The sequence below is a fragment of the Variovorax nitratireducens genome, assembly GCF_051216545.1.
Taxonomy (GTDB): Bacteria; Pseudomonadota; Gammaproteobacteria; order Burkholderiales; family Burkholderiaceae_C; genus Variovorax.
This window is the reverse complement of sequence record NZ_JBPJZO010000015.1, coordinates 47,114-61,930: the sequence shown is the minus strand read 5'-3', so window position 1 is coordinate 61,930 and position 14,817 is coordinate 47,114. Positions and strand designations below refer to the sequence as shown.

The 14,817-nt window shown below is 64.3% G+C and carries 15 protein-coding genes and 1 pseudogene; 5 read left to right on the top strand and 11 right to left on the bottom strand.

Annotated features, from left to right (window positions below; genetic code table 11):
- Positions 1-316: 316 nt before the first annotated feature.
- Positions 317-1,210: a hypothetical protein gene (locus ACSFA8_RS24950; RefSeq protein ID WP_435482159.1), complete on the bottom strand. Its 894-nt coding sequence runs from the start codon at positions 1,208-1,210 to the stop codon at positions 317-319.
- A gap of 402 nt (positions 1,211-1,612) precedes the next feature.
- Here ACSFA8_RS24950 and ACSFA8_RS24945 point away from each other — a divergent pair, with 402 nt between their 5' ends.
- Together ACSFA8_RS24945 and ACSFA8_RS24940 are read left to right on the top strand one after the other, a co-directional pair.
- Entirely contained in the window at positions 1,613-1,912 is a 300-nt protein-coding gene (locus tag ACSFA8_RS24945) for a hypothetical protein (protein ID WP_435482158.1), read from the top strand.
- A gap of 198 nt (positions 1,913-2,110) precedes the next feature.
- Positions 2,111-2,578 carry a GNAT family N-acetyltransferase gene (locus ACSFA8_RS24940; protein ID WP_435482193.1) on the top strand — a complete coding sequence of 156 codons (468 nt, stop codon included), beginning with the start codon at positions 2,111-2,113 and terminating at the stop codon, positions 2,576-2,578.
- Between the two features lie 254 nt (positions 2,579-2,832).
- Here ACSFA8_RS24940 and ACSFA8_RS24935 read toward each other — a convergent pair whose 3' ends face one another.
- The 4 genes from ACSFA8_RS24935 to ACSFA8_RS24920 all read right to left on the bottom strand — a co-directional run bounded on the left by ACSFA8_RS24935 (position 2,833) and on the right by ACSFA8_RS24920 (position 6,795).
- Positions 2,833-3,201 (bottom strand): hypothetical protein, encoded by a 369-nt coding sequence (locus ACSFA8_RS24935; protein WP_435482157.1) that lies wholly within the window; start codon positions 3,199-3,201, stop codon positions 2,833-2,835.
- A gap of 36 nt (positions 3,202-3,237) precedes the next feature.
- Entirely contained in the window at positions 3,238-4,827 is a 1,590-nt protein-coding gene (locus tag ACSFA8_RS24930) for a tetratricopeptide repeat protein (protein WP_435482156.1), read from the bottom strand.
- 256 nt (positions 4,828-5,083) lie between these two features.
- Entirely contained in the window at positions 5,084-6,070 is a 987-nt protein-coding gene (locus tag ACSFA8_RS24925) for an NADPH:quinone oxidoreductase family protein (protein WP_435482155.1), read from the bottom strand.
- 8 nt (positions 6,071-6,078) lie between these two features.
- Positions 6,079-6,795: a hypothetical protein gene (locus tag ACSFA8_RS24920; RefSeq protein WP_435482154.1), complete on the bottom strand. Its 717-nt coding sequence runs from the start codon at positions 6,793-6,795 to the stop codon at positions 6,079-6,081.
- Between the two features lie 386 nt (positions 6,796-7,181).
- Between ACSFA8_RS24920 and ACSFA8_RS24915 the strand changes: the two genes are divergently transcribed.
- Entirely contained in the window at positions 7,182-7,919 is a 738-nt protein-coding gene (locus ACSFA8_RS24915; protein WP_435482153.1) for a redoxin domain-containing protein, read from the top strand.
- A gap of 68 nt (positions 7,920-7,987) precedes the next feature.
- Here ACSFA8_RS24915 and ACSFA8_RS24910 read toward each other — a convergent pair whose 3' ends face one another.
- The gene (locus tag ACSFA8_RS24910; RefSeq protein WP_435482152.1) at positions 7,988-8,116 is read right to left on the bottom strand and encodes a hypothetical protein; all 129 of its coding nucleotides are present in this window, start codon (positions 8,114-8,116) and stop codon (positions 7,988-7,990) included.
- An 80-nt stretch (positions 8,117-8,196) separates the two neighbouring features.
- Here ACSFA8_RS24910 and ACSFA8_RS24905 point away from each other — a divergent pair.
- Positions 8,197-9,165: pseudogene (locus tag ACSFA8_RS24905) on the top strand (IS30 family transposase); the annotation flags it as partial.
- On the opposite strand, the gene ACSFA8_RS24900 reads toward ACSFA8_RS24905, so the two are convergent.
- The 5 genes from ACSFA8_RS24900 to ACSFA8_RS24880 all read right to left on the bottom strand — a co-directional run bounded on the left by ACSFA8_RS24900 (position 9,137) and on the right by ACSFA8_RS24880 (position 13,740).
- Positions 9,137-9,370: a transglutaminase N-terminal domain-containing protein gene (locus ACSFA8_RS24900; RefSeq protein ID WP_435482151.1), complete on the bottom strand. Its 234-nt coding sequence runs from the start codon at positions 9,368-9,370 to the stop codon at positions 9,137-9,139. The pseudogene ACSFA8_RS24905 and the gene ACSFA8_RS24900 overlap by 29 nt on opposite strands.
- Before the next feature lie 16 nt (positions 9,371-9,386).
- Positions 9,387-9,881, bottom strand: a complete 495-nt coding sequence (locus ACSFA8_RS24895; RefSeq protein ID WP_435482150.1) for a methyltransferase family protein — start codon at positions 9,879-9,881, stop codon at positions 9,387-9,389.
- Between the two features lie 267 nt (positions 9,882-10,148).
- Positions 10,149-11,042 carry an alpha/beta fold hydrolase gene (locus tag ACSFA8_RS24890; protein ID WP_435482149.1) on the bottom strand — a complete coding sequence of 298 codons (894 nt, stop codon included), beginning with the start codon at positions 11,040-11,042 and terminating at the stop codon, positions 10,149-10,151.
- Between the two features lie 364 nt (positions 11,043-11,406).
- Entirely contained in the window at positions 11,407-12,732 is a 1,326-nt protein-coding gene (locus ACSFA8_RS24885) for an MmgE/PrpD family protein (RefSeq protein WP_435482148.1), read from the bottom strand.
- Positions 12,733-12,762: 30 nt separating this feature from the next.
- Positions 12,763-13,740, bottom strand: coding sequence for a Bug family tripartite tricarboxylate transporter substrate binding protein (locus ACSFA8_RS24880; RefSeq protein ID WP_435482147.1), 978 nt, complete (start codon positions 13,738-13,740; stop codon positions 12,763-12,765).
- Positions 13,741-13,770: 30 nt separating this feature from the next.
- On the opposite strand from ACSFA8_RS24880, the gene ACSFA8_RS24875 reads away from it, so the two are divergent.
- Positions 13,771-14,733, top strand: coding sequence for a LysR family transcriptional regulator (locus ACSFA8_RS24875; RefSeq protein WP_435482146.1), 963 nt, complete (start codon positions 13,771-13,773; stop codon positions 14,731-14,733).
- The last annotated feature ends 84 nt before the right edge of the window (positions 14,734-14,817 follow it).

Below are 14,817 nucleotides of genomic sequence, written 5' to 3'. Positions count from 1 at the left end.
GCAAGAGCGCCCGGCCGCTCGAATCCGAACTCGCATTCGGATTCGTCTCCTCGCACCACGGCGCACGGGCATCGCGTTGGCCTCAGCATTCTCGTTCAGGGGTGTGCTGGATGGGCGCGCCGGCTCGGGCTGTCGGAGCAAGCGCTGCGCACACGGGCGCGCTGGCGAAGGATCTCCAGCGGGGTCCTGCAAGATGGATCGTCATCGCCGCGCTCGAAACCGAGCGCGAAAGCGCGTGCAACATGAGTATGCTGCGGCGCTTCACCCCGGCGGGATCTTGGCCCTGCACGCTCGATTCGTCCCGCGAGCGCTTCGCTCAGAACTTCCCGAGCACATTGACGAAGAAGCCGCGGCTGCGATAACTCAGATCGGTAAGGTTGTCCGACAAGTCTGTGAAGTTGTAGCCGACGCCGACCTTCATGTTTTCGTTCACGTGGTAGTAGCCGGCGGTCAGCCAGCCGGTGCGGCGGTCACCGAGTTCCTTGGCGCGCAGCGAGCGCAGCTCCGCCATCCAGCTCCAGTTGCGCACCACCTTCCAGTCGACAGGCAGAATCGCGAGTACGGCGGAGCTCTTGAACCACTGCGCCGAATCATCGCGGCTGGGCCTGAGCTCGCCGCGGCGCCAGGCGTACTTGCCGCCCACAGTCCAGCGCTTGTCGAGGTCGTAGGTCGCGTCGATCGCGAACACGCTGCTCTTCTGCTGGTAGTCGACGCCGAGCGTCGACACCGGGCGCGTCGTGGTGTCGGTGAAGGACACCTGCCCCGGCGACGAGAGGTCATACAGGTAGGTGTACTTCACGAGCACGTTGAGCCGGTCGTTCAGCACCGGACGGAAATAGCCGACCCAGCGTCCTTCGTCGCTGGTCTTGTAGCTGATCGCATTGCGCAGCAGCCAATTCTTGCGCTCCTCGAGCTGCGTGCGGTCGCGCCGGTACTCGATGCCGCCGCTGTACTTGATGTCGGCCGACGCATAGCCGGCGGTGAAGGCTACCGCTTCGCACCGCACCTCGCCGATGGTCTCCGAGCCGACCGTGCCGTTCTCGAAGTTCGCACCGAATGTCCAGCGGCTGTCGGGCGCGTACTGCACGCCGAAGGCATGCGTGAGGCCCGGCTGCACGCCGGTGGATTGACGGTGCTCGGTGAACACGCTCGACGGCAGGCGCGTGGGCGCTGGTGGCTGGTGGCTGGTGGCTGGTGGCTGGTGTTGCATTGGTGGGCATCCTGTTCATCTTCTCATCGCGGCAAGCATCTGGCGCTGAGATGACTCAAGGCGGCTGGCTTACCGGTTACAGCAGCACAGAGTTCGACGATCTGTAGCGCGCCACGGATGCGTCGCGCGCAACGGCCCGCCGCTCATCCTCCGACGGAGGCCATCAGGGCACTGCCAACGCGACGCTTCGGAATACTGGGGGCGCCAGCGGCGTTTCCACACAGCCTTGGCCAACACCGGACGTTGACTGACCACGGTCAACCCCGCGTTCGAGATAACTAGTTGCGACAGCATCCCTTGTCGGAAGCACGGTAACATTCCGCCGTCATCCGACACCCCACCCTCGTTGGTCCAATACGAGAACAGCGACAACCCAGGGTGTCACCCGAACGGAGCGTCCCAATGTGGAGCATCTTGGCCGATCTGTGCATCGGCTTCTTCGACCTTGTTATGGATGTCTTGGTGTTCAGGGGTCAGCGCAGCAAGCACGGTCGCAGTCCCCGCAGTGTTGCCGAAGACACGCTCGAGGTCGCGCGCTTCAATTTCGTCACGTTAATTTTCATCGGGCTGGTCTGTGCCGGGTTGATGCTGCTCCTGGCCCTCGGGTTTGGGTTGTCGGTCGGCTTGAGCGTCGGGATCGGCGTCACCGTGGGAGCGATCTGGGGAGTCTGGCAGTACTCCCAATTGGTTCGTGAGCGATGAGCGCGGCGCTGACCCTATCCCCGGACCAAGACCGCCTTCGCTGGCGGCATAGGCATCGTCAGCGAACTTCCCTAGCTCGACAAAAATCGCACCACTCCCGCCGAGCAACTTGGCAAGCAGATTGAGGGCGAAGTTGGATGGCTGCGCGACGGCTACAGTCGGTCAACCAGACCCTCAACCCATAACCCGATGCGCGCCATACCCGTCCACTTTGAACCGGCCTCATCGCGTGACGCAGAGGACCTTGCCGCGCTCCGCGTCATTGCCATGCGTCCAAGTCTCGAACGGGTCGGCCGCTTCGACCCACAACGTGCGAGAGACCGCTTTCTCGCCAACTTCACGCCGGCGTGCACCCGACAACTGGTCATCGAGGGGCATAGAGTCGGCTTTGTCGTGGTGCGCCATCAAGGCGGCCATCTTCTCCTTGACCACCTCTATGTTCATCCCGCGCATCAGGGCAAGGGAATCGGGGCCACCGTCCTTGCAGTCGTGTTCGCCGATGCAGATGCACAAGGGATGCCCGTCCGGGTTGGCGCATTGCGGGCGAGCGAATCGAATCGCTTTTATGTGCGGCACAATTTTGAGTTGGTCGAAGAAGCCGAGTGGGACAACTACTACCTTCGGATGCCGGCGGCCGGACCAGAAAATGGTGCTTCTGCAGGCTGACGACCGGGCCGCAAATCAGGGTCAGAATGCGGCCCAACAGCAGACGGTCGCGAATGTCAGCTATCTGGTAGCTCATAGACGCCGCGGCGGGCTCACACGCGGCTTGCCCTTCGTGCGGCCTGCGGCAGCCGGGGCTACAAGGAATTTCGCGCGAGCCGGAAGACCAGGGTGCATGGCTCCTCACGTCGTCCAATGAGAATGGCATCTTCGCTTGCCGCGGGGACGCACTGAGGTGGCTCATCGCTCACGCGCAACTATTTCAGCCAAATGGTCACCGACACCGCTGGCCGGTCCGGGCAGTTCATCGCTCCGCTATAACGATCTGATAGTCGTCCGCTGTACCTGCATTCGACGCCATCAATCAATATGGTTGCCTCGATTGCAGACCGAAACTTCGAAAACTGAAAACGGATCTCACCTGTTCTTTCCTCCGGCCCATCCTGCGTGCAGACACCCACGTGCCGCATCGTCAACGGCCCGGAGAATTCCCTAGTTCGATTCACGGTCCGTTCGGTAACGCTCGCGCTCAAGTCCCACTGCCCGAGCTCCCCGGAATATCCGATAACTTGCAGCGATTCGGCCTCCGCTTGCGTCACTGCAGTAGCCAGCAGGATCAGACCCAACCACGTCCTCATCAGAATCTTCTCAGGGCACCAAACTCATGGCCGCTTCGCCAGGAACGCGCGTGCGTCGTCAACCTCGGTACGGGTCTTGTCAGCGCCATCGGCGATCGTGATGACCTTGCCGAAATGCTCCCGAGCCCTGCTCGAATCGCCCAACTTTTCGGCGGCTTTCGCCGCACCAACATAGGCGCCCAGCCGATTCGGTTCCTTCTTCAGCGTGGCTTCGAATGCAACGAGCGCTTCCTTGGCCATTCCGCGCTCGAGCAGCATGACGCCGTAGAGTTCGCGCGCGGGCTTGAGGACACCCGGCGTCACCGGATGCTTGTCGGTCCCATCCTCGGCATCTGCCGCCGCACTCATTGCTTTCAGTGCTTCATCATGCTTGCCTTCGGCGTACAGGACCCACGCGGTTGCAACCTGGCGCTGGATATCGACCTGTTCGGACCAATACGCATCCTTGGCTTCGCGCAACTTGTCTCGCAATTCGGCGAGCTTGGCGATGTCCGCATTGGCGGCTGCAGCGTCACCCGAACGGGCAGCGCCGAGCGCCCGTGCGAAATGCGTGATCGCTTGCACATTGGCCAGCGGGCTGGGACGGACGTGGAGGTTCGCCGCGCCCTTCCAGTCGCCGCGTTCCACCGCGTAGCGCGCCGGCGATGCGGCCAGCGCATAGGGCCCAGGGATAGAAGTCTCGGTGAAACCGGTGACCCTGCTCATCTCGTCGATGACGGCGCTGGCATTCTTGTCCTGCCCGAGCTGCAAATTGGCATAGACCAGGTAGTCCATGGCGTGCAGCTGATCATGGCCCTCCTTGCCCTGCGCCGCGACACGTGCCGACTCCGCGTTGGAGGCAATCGAGTCCTTCCAGTAGCCGATGCGCGTGAAGACGTGCGACGGCATGTGCTGAGCGTGAGCCGCCGCGGGCGCGATCTGGGAATAGCGCCTGGCGGCACCAAGTCCTCTTTCCGCGAGCTCCGGAGAGTCGTAAAGATGAATCAGATAGTGAGCCACTCCCGGGTGCTGCGGCTGTCGCTTCGCAATCTCCTCCAGGATGGCCGCACCTTTTAGCTGGTTGGCGTACGTCTTGTCAGCTGGCGAAGCCGAGGTGTTGAGGGCAAGCGCATAGTAGATTTGAGCCTCGTCATCAGTTGGGTAGCGCTGCGCCAACTGTTCCATCGCCTTGGCATAGGCCTGCATGCGCGTGCGGTGATCGACCTTGTCGTAGTCAGCGTACATGGCGCTCAGCGCATCGAGGTAGTCGCGTTCCCTCTGAGTGGCGGCGCCAATGCTCTTTCCCTTCGTCAGCGCGGCGGCGCCCTCGGCGAGATTCTTCGCGGGCGCTGGGATGTGGGGATTCCAAAGCAGGCTCAGCGCGATGCCCCAATAGGCGATGCCGCAAGCGGGATCGGCCTTCAATACATCTTCGAAGACACTTTGCGAGCCCCGGTACCAAAACGAGTGTTGATACAGCATGCCGCGATCGAAAAGCCGCTGTGCGTCCGGCTTGCATGAGGCCTCGAAATGCACCTTGCCCAGCTTTTCGTCGCCCGATTGTCCAAAGGCCGGTGGGGCAAGCGACACGCCGGTTGCAAACATCGCAACGAGGACGAACGACGACTTGGTCATGACCGGCTCCTTAGGGCGTCAAGAGTTCGCCCGAGCGTCTTCCAGTCTATGCCTTTTTCGCGTCGATAACGAAGACTTCGCAACGGCATCGAAGCCTACGTGGACGTCCGGTTGGCAGCCGGATCCCTGACGCAGCAACCGGCCGCACGCCAACTGCACTCCAAGAGGCGATTGCCACCACGGCGCCACTTCAGACCATGACGCCGTACGCTCTTGACTCTGGTGCGTCTTAGGCCGTGAGTCTCGAACACCAAGCTTACAGTCTGCTGCTGCAGCGCAACACGACTCGGCCGCGCACGGTGCGGTTTGCCACTGCGTCCATCGCGTCGGCGACTCGTTCGAGCGGCAGTACGTCGCTCACATGCGGATGCAGCTGGCCGGCCGCGACGAGCTGCATCAACCTCGCGTCGGTGGCAGCGCTTTCGAGCGGGAACTTCTCGGCCCAGGCACCGGTGAACACGCCGACGATCGAATAGTTTTTCAACAACGGCAGGTTCATCGGCACGCTCGGGATCTCGCCGCCGGCAAAGCCGATCGGCATCAGCCGGCCGCACCAGCTCATCAGTCGCGTCATCTCGGCGAACACGCTGCCGCCCACGTTGTCAAAGCAGACGTCGATACCCTTGCCGTCGGTGAGCGCCTTGATGCGCTCGCGCAGCGGCTCCGCCCGATAGTTCACCGCCGCCATCGCGCCGTGCTCCATCACGAAATCGATCTTGTCGTCAGAGCCCACACCGGCGATGACGCGCGCGCCGAGGTGGCGCGCAACGTCCACCGCCGCGAGGCCGACGCCGCCGGCCGCACCGGTGACGAACACCGTCTCGCCTCTGCGCACCGCTGCCCGCTGCTCGAGCGCATAGAGCGCAGTCCTGTAGGCGTGGATCACAGTCGACCCGGTGTCGAAGTCGACCCCGTCAGGCAGCGGCGCGGCCTTCAGCTCGGAGACCACCATCGTTTCCGCGTAGGCGCCGATCCAGTGACTGCAGGCCACTCGGTCGCCGGGCCTGAAGCGGCTGACGCCAGGGCCGACAGCCCTTACGATGCCGGCGCCGTCGGTGCCCGGGATGAATGGCGTCGCGGGTCTCATCTGGTACTTGCCCGACACCATCAGGTAGTCCATGAAGCTGACCGCCGCGGCATGCACGTCGACCTGCACTTGGCCCGCCTCGAGCGTCGGCTCGGGCATCTGGCCGACGCGCAGCGCGTGCGGGCCATCGAAGCTTTGGCAGATGACGGCGCGCATGGGCGCTCTCAGCGATCGAGGCTCGCGACCACGATCCAGGTGGCCTGCGCGACGGCGATCAAGTCGCCGGCCACGGATACGATCGCAGTGCCGGCGAAGCGCTTGCGGCCGTCGGTCGCAAGCGGCCAGGCGACGACGACGCAGCGCTCGCCGGGTCGGACGTCGCGGTCGACGCGGGCCGACAACTCGCCGAGCAACATCAGCTCATCGTTCGCCGGCCTTAGCGCGAAGGCGCCTGCACAGTCGAGTGCGGCCCATAGAAACTCGGTCGCGACGCGGCCCGAGGTGTCGGCCAGCGAGGCATCAGGCACCCACGGCGCGGCGAACACCGATTCGTCGGCCGCGGTAGGGCCCGGAAAGATGCGCATACCGTCTCCCTCGGCTCGTTGTGGCCCGCAGACGAAGCAGCCCGGCAGGTGGTGGTGCAAGAAGCCGGGGTAGCGCTTCGACGCGGCCTCGGCCTCTACGAAGCTCGGTGTCGCGGGCACAAGGAGCTCGAGATCGCAGCGATGCGCCTCGGCAGCGAGGACTTCGCCGTCGAGCAGGCGCGCCTCGTCGCCCGTGGCCTCGACCGTCAGCTCGCGCTCGAGCGGCGGCGGCGCGTGAAGCCGCACCCTTGCCGGCCCAGCAAGGTAACGCGCCAGGCGGCCGCACACGTAGCCGCCGTTGCCCGACCGTGGCGGGCCATTGAAGCGACGCGGGATTACGAGGCTGGCAACGATCACGCGCCGATGCTACTCCTCTGCGGCGCGGACGAATGCGCCCACATCGTCGAGCACAGGCGCCAGCCAGGCCAGCGGCGGCACCATCGCCAATGCGTCGACGATCATGATTGTGGAGAAGGCGGCGGACATGATCCGCGCCCACGCTGAAGTCTGAGCGCCCGCTTTTGCCGCGCCAAATCGAGAGCGGACCTTCGCCTGCGCAAAGCGGGCGGCAGCTCAAGACTGAACACGGAAATTGAACGATCCGAACTGCTTGCCGGAACCCGCTCACTCGACCAGTAGGTCTTCAGTCGACATGGTGGTGTTGAAATCGCCACTACCCGCTTGCCCTTGGAGCAAAAGCGAACGAGACATCCCACATCAGGCGTTGTGCCTCCCTGCGACAAGTGATACGGTCGAACTTCCGTCTTACACCCGACGACAAATTAAAGGAAAAAAGTTTCGTGGGAGACCAGAAACGCCCCCTGCAACCGGGGGAAACAGCGCCCGAGTTCTCGCTTCCCGCGGCCAACCGCGAAGGCATGGTCTCGCTCGCCAGCTTGCGCGGTCGCCCGTTTTTGATCGGCTTCTTTCGGGGGCTGCATTGTCCGTTCTGCCGGCGTCAGGTGGCGCAGCTTGGCGCCGTTCAGCCTGTCTTGCGCGCCGCTGGGGTCGAGACCGTGGCTGTGATCAACACGCCGATCGAGAACGCCCGCAAGTATTCCCGCTACCGGCCGACGCCCGTGACCCTTCTGAGCGACCCGGATTGCCTCACGCACCAGGCCTTCGGCGTGCCGCGCATCGAGTTCCTCCCTGATGGCAGCAACGAGAAGCCCGAATGGCCGTATCGCGCAAGCATGGCGGAATTCGCAGAGTCACGCGTCAACCCGACCGGCGAGCTGCCGGAACCGCTGAATCCGCTGGAGTGCAATCCGGCACTCAACGCCAAGGACGGCTTCGAGATGTCTGAAGCCGATCATGCGATTCTGGCAACCCACCCCACACAACTCACCGGGCACTTCCTGGTTGATGCGGCCGGCATCGTCTCATGGGTGCAGATCGAGGCACCGGCGGGGCCGAACAGCATCTCCATCTTTCCGACCCCAGCGCAGATCATCGCTGCCGTCGGCAAACTGGCGTCGTGAATCTGGAACGCTGACCCGGGTTGCAAACCGTGCGTCGGCGTTTGCTGCGCCAACATCATTCGCAGGAGTCAGCACAGGAACGGCAATACCACCAGCGAATCGCAATCAACCCCCGCCCGCGCGCACACCTGGTCGGCCTTGATGAAGTAGCACTCGGCGCGCGCGTCATCGCCCTGATCGAGGAACACGGTCGCCATGCCGTCGTAGCAGGGAAAAAGCAGCTTTGGCTCGCCGATTCCTGCCCGCATTGCCGTGGCATTGGTGAATCTGCCCCAGGACGCTCGCCCTGCGTCAGCAGGAAGGTCGCCCGACTCACCAGAGTCTGTCCCGCTTCGGCCGCCGCCTGCAGGCGCGCCGAGGTGTGAGCATCAGCCGCGAGATCGGTCGCAACGCAGGGCAAGACGGTTATCGGGCGAGCGTCGCCGATGAAGCTGCTTGGAACCGTGCCCTACGACCGAAGCGATGCAAATTGGTCAAGAACCGGGCGTTGGCCGGTGTCGTGGCATACCTGCTTCGAATGCTGTGGTCTCCGGAGCAGATCAGCGGCTGGCTCAAGCATACTTATCCGTACGACCCGAGCCTTCATGTGTCACACGAGACCATCTACCGCAGCCTGTTCATTCAAGCGCGTGTCGCGTTGAAGAAGGAACTGCTGGAGCACCTCAGACGCACGCGCGGTATGCGACGCTCTCGTTCCTACACGCAGAAGACTGCAATCCATGGGCAGTTTGCTGATGCCGTGGCGATCAGCGAGCGACCCGCATCTGTCGAGGATCGGGCGGTGCCTGGTCATTGGGAAGGGGACTTGGTGTTCGGCAGCGGCAACAGCCAGATCGCAACGCTAGTCGAGCGGCAAACGCGATACGTGATGTTGGTCAAGCTCGACGGCAAAGACTCGCAGTCGGTCGTCAACGCGCTGATCAGGAACGCGCGTAAGTTGCCGCAGGAGCTCTACAAGTCATTGACCTGGGATCGAGGCACGGAGATGCACGGTCACAAGCGATTCACGATGGCCACCGACATCCAGGTCTACTTCTGTGATCCCCAGAGCCCCTGGCACCGCGGCAGCAACGAGAACACCAATGGGCTGCTCCGGCAATACATGCCGAAGGGCATCGATATCTCGGGCTACTCACAGCTTCAACTCAACGCGATCGCACGACAATTGAACGAGAGGCCGCGCAAGACGCTCGGCTTCCACACGCCCGCTGAGATGTTCAGCGAATGTGTTGCGTTGACCAGTTGAATCCGCCCACCTTGCGCGCGCGATCGTCGATGAAGAAATCGAACGGATTGATCGCGTTGATCTCGACCGCGAGCTCGACCAGCAGCTGACAGCTCTCGATCCGCGCGCGCGTGTGATCGGCCGGCCGCAACCGGATCAGCTGCGGGCCTAGCAGCGCCGGTCTCGGATAGTGGTAGCTGCTGCGATGCTGGACGACGACGCGCACGCAGCGTTCTTACCACCTACCCGCGCCATGGGGTGATGCGCGGTAACCATCGCCTCACGTTCGCCCGGTAGCGCTTGTACTCGTCGCCGAACTGCTCGCCCAGCGCAGGCTCTTCGTAGGCGACAACGAACAAGAAGAATCCGGCCCACACGATCGCGCTGTACTCCAGCACCGTGACGCTCCCGAACAGGAGGCCCTGGCCGGCGATCAACGCCGTGACTGCGACGTACATCGGATTGCGGACGTAGCGATAGAGCCCGGTGACGACGAGGCGCTTGGGAGGCATCACGGGCGCCGGTGTGCCGAGGCCCTGCAACGCGAAGCGAGCGAACGAATCGAGCAAGATGGGCAACCCGGCGACGATCAGGGCGGCGCCGAGCACGCGCGCGATCGGGAATAGCGGAGGCGCGAAGTGCCAGTGCGTGAGGTACCAAGGGACGTACACGGCGAGCGTGCCCGGAGCGATGACCAGGAAGATCGCGGAACCGATGATCGCGGCGGCGCGCTGCACGATAGGATCATACTCAACGCCGCCGCGAATCGTGCGGATTGGGCGAGCGCTGGCGTCGCGTGATGTCCTGCGCGAGGGTGTAGTCGCGGTTCTTCGGCATGTCCCGAGCGTGGCAGAGCGCCCGGGACGCCTCCAGTGCATCAGCTAGATAATGCCGCCAGCAACCGCCTGAGTCCCTTACATCGTCTTCCCCAGCCACGCCAGCACGTCGCGCTGGACCTCGTCGCGGTTGGTCTCGTTCAGCAACTCGTGCCGCGCACCCGTGTATTAGCGGGTCTCGATGCGCGACATCCCGAGCGCCTGGTAGCGCGCCACGAGGCGTCGCGTACCGACGAGGTTCTCGCCCACCGGGTCGAGCTCGCCCTGGATCACCAGCACCGGCAAGGACTTGGGAATACGCGCCTCGAGTGCCGGGTCGCGCATGCGCGCGAAGCCGACGAAGATGTCGCGCGTCAGCTCGTTGCTGAAGGCGAAGCCGCACAGCGGATCGTCGACATACTTCTTCACTTCGGAAGAATCGCGGCTCAGCCACTCGAAGCCTGTGGGGCCGCCGAAGGGCTTGTTGAAGTCCTTGAAGAGGCCCGCCCATACCGCCGAGTCGCCGAGCGGCTCCTTGCGCACCGCGTCGTTGAGCAGATCGATCAGCTGCTGCGGCACCGCCGGACGGTACGACGTGCCGCTCAGCACCAGCGCATCGAGCAGATCGCCGCGGCGCTCGATGTAGTCCTGCGCCATGAACGAGCCGAGGCTGTGGCCGAACAGCACGAGCTTGGCACCGGGATGCGCGGCGCGCAGGCGCTGCGTGAAGGCGATCTCGTCTTCAACCATGCGGTTCCAGGCGTCGGGGCCGGCGTCGCCGGTTTTGCCAGAGCGCAGCCGCGTGCGGCCGTGACCGCGATGATCGGTGGCGTAGACCGCGTAGCCGCTGGCCACGGCAAGCTTCGCCAAGCGGTCGTAGCGGCTGCTGTGCTCGGCTGCCCCGTGCACCACCTGCAACACGGTCTTGGGCGTACCAGCGGGCACCCATCGGCGGTAGGAGACGCGCGTGCCGTCGCCGGCGCTGAACTGCTGCCAGTCGGCTGGGTCGCCGATCGGCGTGGCGCATCCGGCGAGCACGGCTGAGCCGGCCGCCATCACCATTTGACGTCGAGTTGCGTTCATGGGGACTCCTGGTGTTGTGCGTGCAAACGCCGCCCGCCATATCAGTTTAGTTTGACGCAGCACCGTTGCGCGCCTGACGTTTGCGTGCACCCGGACCCGGGCATGAGCGGGCTTTGGCCGCGGCGGCGGAAAGCGGTCACTGAGTTTCAGCATCCGAGCAGCCCGTTCGCGAGTGTCCGCTATCGCGCACCGTGGCTTGTCCATTCGAGGTGAGATGCGAAACTGTAGCTGGGACGACGCTCTCGACTGGCGAAGCCTTCGTCTTGCAAGCAAATCCCGCCGGCGGCTGGCGCTGCTCGTCGGTGCGTCCACGCCGGCACCGGAATCTTCTCGCAATGCTCGTCCGAGATCTTCGCCAGGTGGCTCATAACAGCTCAGCGCAGGTGTCCAGAACCCATAGCTTGTCGAGCAGCGCACGCGCCGCGCCATCGCCGATCACCGGTGCCGTCAGTTCTATCAGTTTGTCGCTGAGTTCGGCGTCGGACAGTGGCAGTTCCGGGTCACCCTTGCGGTGGGGCTGGAAGTGGGTGAAGCGGCGGCCGTCGCGCAATATGACCTCTACGCGCGCGGCGCGGCGGCCCGGGAAGCCGGCGTCGATTTCGGGGTCTACCACCGCGGTGATGCGCGACATCATTGCTCGCGTGGCTGAATCTTCGAGCCTGGCCGGCTCATAGGCGGCCAGCCGCACGCTGCCGTGCACGAGCGCGGTCGCGACGACGTAGTGCAAGCTGAAGCGCGCCTCGGCGCCGCTGCGCGGCTGCGCATGGCAGGCAATCTCCAGCGCGGCCTTGTACGTCGCGACGTGCAGCCGTTCGACATCGGCGTGAGTGAAGCCATGCCGGCGCTGAAGCTCCAGCACGCCGTCGATCGCCGGGAAGGTGTGGCCGCACCCGATGTGATTCTTGAAGGTGAGCCGCATGATGTGGAAGTCCTGCCCCAGCGTCGCGCCGACCTGCGACCAGTCCGGGCCGGCGCTCATCGCACTGCCCAAACCGCCTTCGCCGTCGAGCACGTTGAGCGAGCAGCGCACTCCCCTGGCCGCCAGCTGCGCCGCCAGCAGCCCCGCTTCGGCGGCGCGGCCCGCGTGCAGTGGCTTGACCATCGTTTCGAGCCGGAACGCCTGCTGAAGGCCGGCGGTGAAAGTGCCTGCGATCGCGAGCGCATGCGCGAAGGCGGGCTCGTCCAAGTCCAGCAAGGCCCCGGCAGCGGCCACAGCGCCGAAACTGCCCATCGTGCCCGTGTTGTGCCAGTACTTGTAGTGCGCTCGGCCCATCGTGACGCCAATGCGTGTAGAGACCTCGTAGCCCAGCACGACCCCGCGCAGGAAGTCGAGGCCATTGGCCCCTGCGACCTGCGCGGCCGCAAGCGCGGCGGCGATGGTCGGGGCGCCAGGGTGAAACATCGCATCGCGAAAGCTGTCGTCCACCTCCGCGGCGTGCGCAGCGGTGCCGTGGATTAACGCTGCCGCGCGTGCCGTGGCGGGACGCCCGCGAGCGAGGCGGGCTGCGCCACGGTCCAGGTCGTCGGAGAGCACGCCTTCGAGTGCCTGCACGGCCGGAGCATTGAGCCCTGGGTACAGCGACGCATACCAGTCGATGACGGCGCGCTTGGCGTGGTGCAGCACGTCCTCGTGGAGCGGCTCGTTGCGAAAGCGCACGGCGTAGTGCGCAAAGACTTCGGTGGCAAGCATCGACGCTCTTTCAGGCCCGTGTGAACGGCTCTAGTCGGGCTTGATGTGAGCTTCGTTGATCACTTTGGCCCACATGGCGATCTCCGATCGGATTCGTCGGGCTGCCTCTTCCGGTGTCGTCGACTCGGCGAAGGCGCCTTGTTGAAGCAGCCTTTCCTTCACATCGGGAAACTGCAAGGCGTCGGCGAGTGCTGAGTTCAGACGCTCGATGATGGCCCTGGGTGTTCCGGCGGGCGCCAAGATGCCGAAGGTCGAGCTCGCTTCGAAGGTGAACGATGCGACCTCTTCCACGGTCGGAACATCGGGGAGCATGGGGATGCGCTGTGTCGTCGTGACGGCGAGGGCGCGCAGTCTCCCCCCGCGGATGTGCGGTAGGGCCGCTGGCACGGACTCGAAGGCCGCAAGGACCTGACCGCCGATGAGGTCGTTGATGACCTGGCCGCTACCCTTGTACGGTACGTGGAGCATGTCGATGCCGGTTTTCAACTTGAACATTTCGGCCGCCAGCCGCTGCGGCGCGCCGGCACCCGAGGATCCGTAGGTCAAGTGCCCCGGCTTCGCCCGTGCATAGGCGATGAACTCCCGCATCGACTGGGCCGGGACGGACGGGTGCACCACCAACACGTACGGCACCGTGGCCACGATCAACACGGGGCTCAGGTCCCGTTCCAAGTCGTACCGGAGAACCTTGCGTTCCAAGGTGTGGTTGATCGAGTGCGAGGTGAGCGCGCCCATCAAGATCGTGTAGCCGTCGCCTTGCGCCTTCGCTACGGCCTCGGCACCGATGTTGCCGCTCGCGCCAGCACGGTTGTCCACAATCACAGGCTGGCCGACTTGTTCTGACAGCCTGTGTCCAAGGACGCGGCCGATGAGGTCGGCAGCGCCCCCCGGTGGGAAGGGGACGACCATCCGCACCGGCTTGGCCGGATACGTTTGCGCGAACGCGAGGCCGGCCGCGTCACACGACAAACAAACCGCGAGGGCCAACGCCTGGATGATGTGTCGCATTGCGGTTTCCCCTTTCCGACGAAAACGTGGATGCATCTTGACCCTGCGCATTGTTTCCTGCAACTATCCAGCTTTCATCAATCATTGAATCTCAGGAAACGCATGGAGCTGAGGGACATCGAATATTTCGCCGTCATTGCGGAACACCGCAACCTGCGGCGCGCCTCTGAAGCGCTGGGGCTGAGCCCTGGCGCGCTGAGCAAGAGCCTGAGCCGGCTGGAGGAGTCGATGCATGCGAAGCTGGTTGAGAGGACGCCCAAAGGTGTGGCATTGACCTCGGTCGGGGCGGCACTGCTGGCGCAGGTGCATCGGCTCCGCGTCACCTTGATGGATATCCGCCGCGAAGCCGAAGACCTCACCGAAGGGCGGGCAGGCCACCTGCGCCTCGGCGTCGGCGCCACGACGGTCGAGGACCTGCCGCACTGTTGTGCTCCTCTCTTGCAGCAAGCCCCCGCCCTGAGCGTGCAAATCACCGTCGCCGACAACGACGTGATGGTGCCCGCGCTGACCAACGGCGAACTGGACCTGATCTTCAATGTCCTCCCCGATTCACCGCATGCCGGGTGCGTACAGGAGCGTCTTTTCGACGACGTGTTTGTCGTCTGCTCAGCCGGCGACCACCCGCTGGCCAAGCGCAGACGTCTGGCGATGGCCGACCTCGCCGACGAACTGTGGACGCTCTCGGTCCCTTCGGTGCTTAACGTGCAATACCTTCATCGCACGTTCCAGGCAAGCGGCCTGCCCGCCCCGCGGGTTGCGATCGAAGCACGGCCGCTGCGCCTGCGCCTTCAGATCTGTGCATCGACCCGTCTGCTCAGCTTCAACGCCCGCCGATCTCTGCAACTCGTTGCACCGCGCTTGCGGGTAAAGGAGCTTCCGGTCGAGCACCTGAAGTGGCGTCGTGCCTTCGGCGTGATCTACCGAAAAGATTCCTATCTGTCTCCTGCCGCCCGGCGGCTGATCCAGCTGCTCAGAACGATGGCGCCCGAGTAGGCGCAGCTGTCAAGCCGCTGAAAAGTTGCGTTTCGCGGCGCTTTTGCACGCCAGGGAGCGGCCTTCATTCGCACCTTCGTCCGC

Bases quoted from the DNA above. Each gene is read 5' to 3' on its own strand.
- ACSFA8_RS24910 (WP_435482152.1), bottom strand. From the start codon at position 8,116: ATGGCGACCGTGTTCCTCGATCAGGGCGATGACGCGCGCGCCGAGTGC.
- ACSFA8_RS24925 (WP_435482155.1), bottom strand. From the start codon at position 6,070: ATGCGCGCCGTCATCTGCCAAAGCTTCGATGGCCCGCACGCGCTGCGC.
- ACSFA8_RS24875 (WP_435482146.1), top strand. From the start codon at position 13,771: ATGCATCTTGACCCTGCGCATTGTTTCCTGCAACTATCCAGCTTTCAT.
- ACSFA8_RS24885 (WP_435482148.1), bottom strand. From the start codon at position 12,732: ATGCTTGCCACCGAAGTCTTTGCGCACTACGCCGTGCGCTTTCGCAAC.
- ACSFA8_RS24880 (WP_435482147.1), bottom strand. From the start codon at position 13,740: ATGCGACACATCATCCAGGCGTTGGCCCTCGCGGTTTGTTTGTCGTGT.
- ACSFA8_RS24950 (WP_435482159.1), bottom strand. From the start codon at position 1,210: ATGCAACACCAGCCACCAGCCACCAGCCACCAGCCACCAGCGCCCACG.
- ACSFA8_RS24930 (WP_435482156.1), bottom strand. From the start codon at position 4,827: ATGACCAAGTCGTCGTTCGTCCTCGTTGCGATGTTTGCAACCGGCGTG.
- ACSFA8_RS24890 (WP_435482149.1), bottom strand. From the start codon at position 11,042: ATGAACGCAACTCGACGTCAAATGGTGATGGCGGCCGGCTCAGCCGTG.
- ACSFA8_RS24945 (WP_435482158.1), top strand. From the start codon at position 1,613: ATGTGGAGCATCTTGGCCGATCTGTGCATCGGCTTCTTCGACCTTGTT.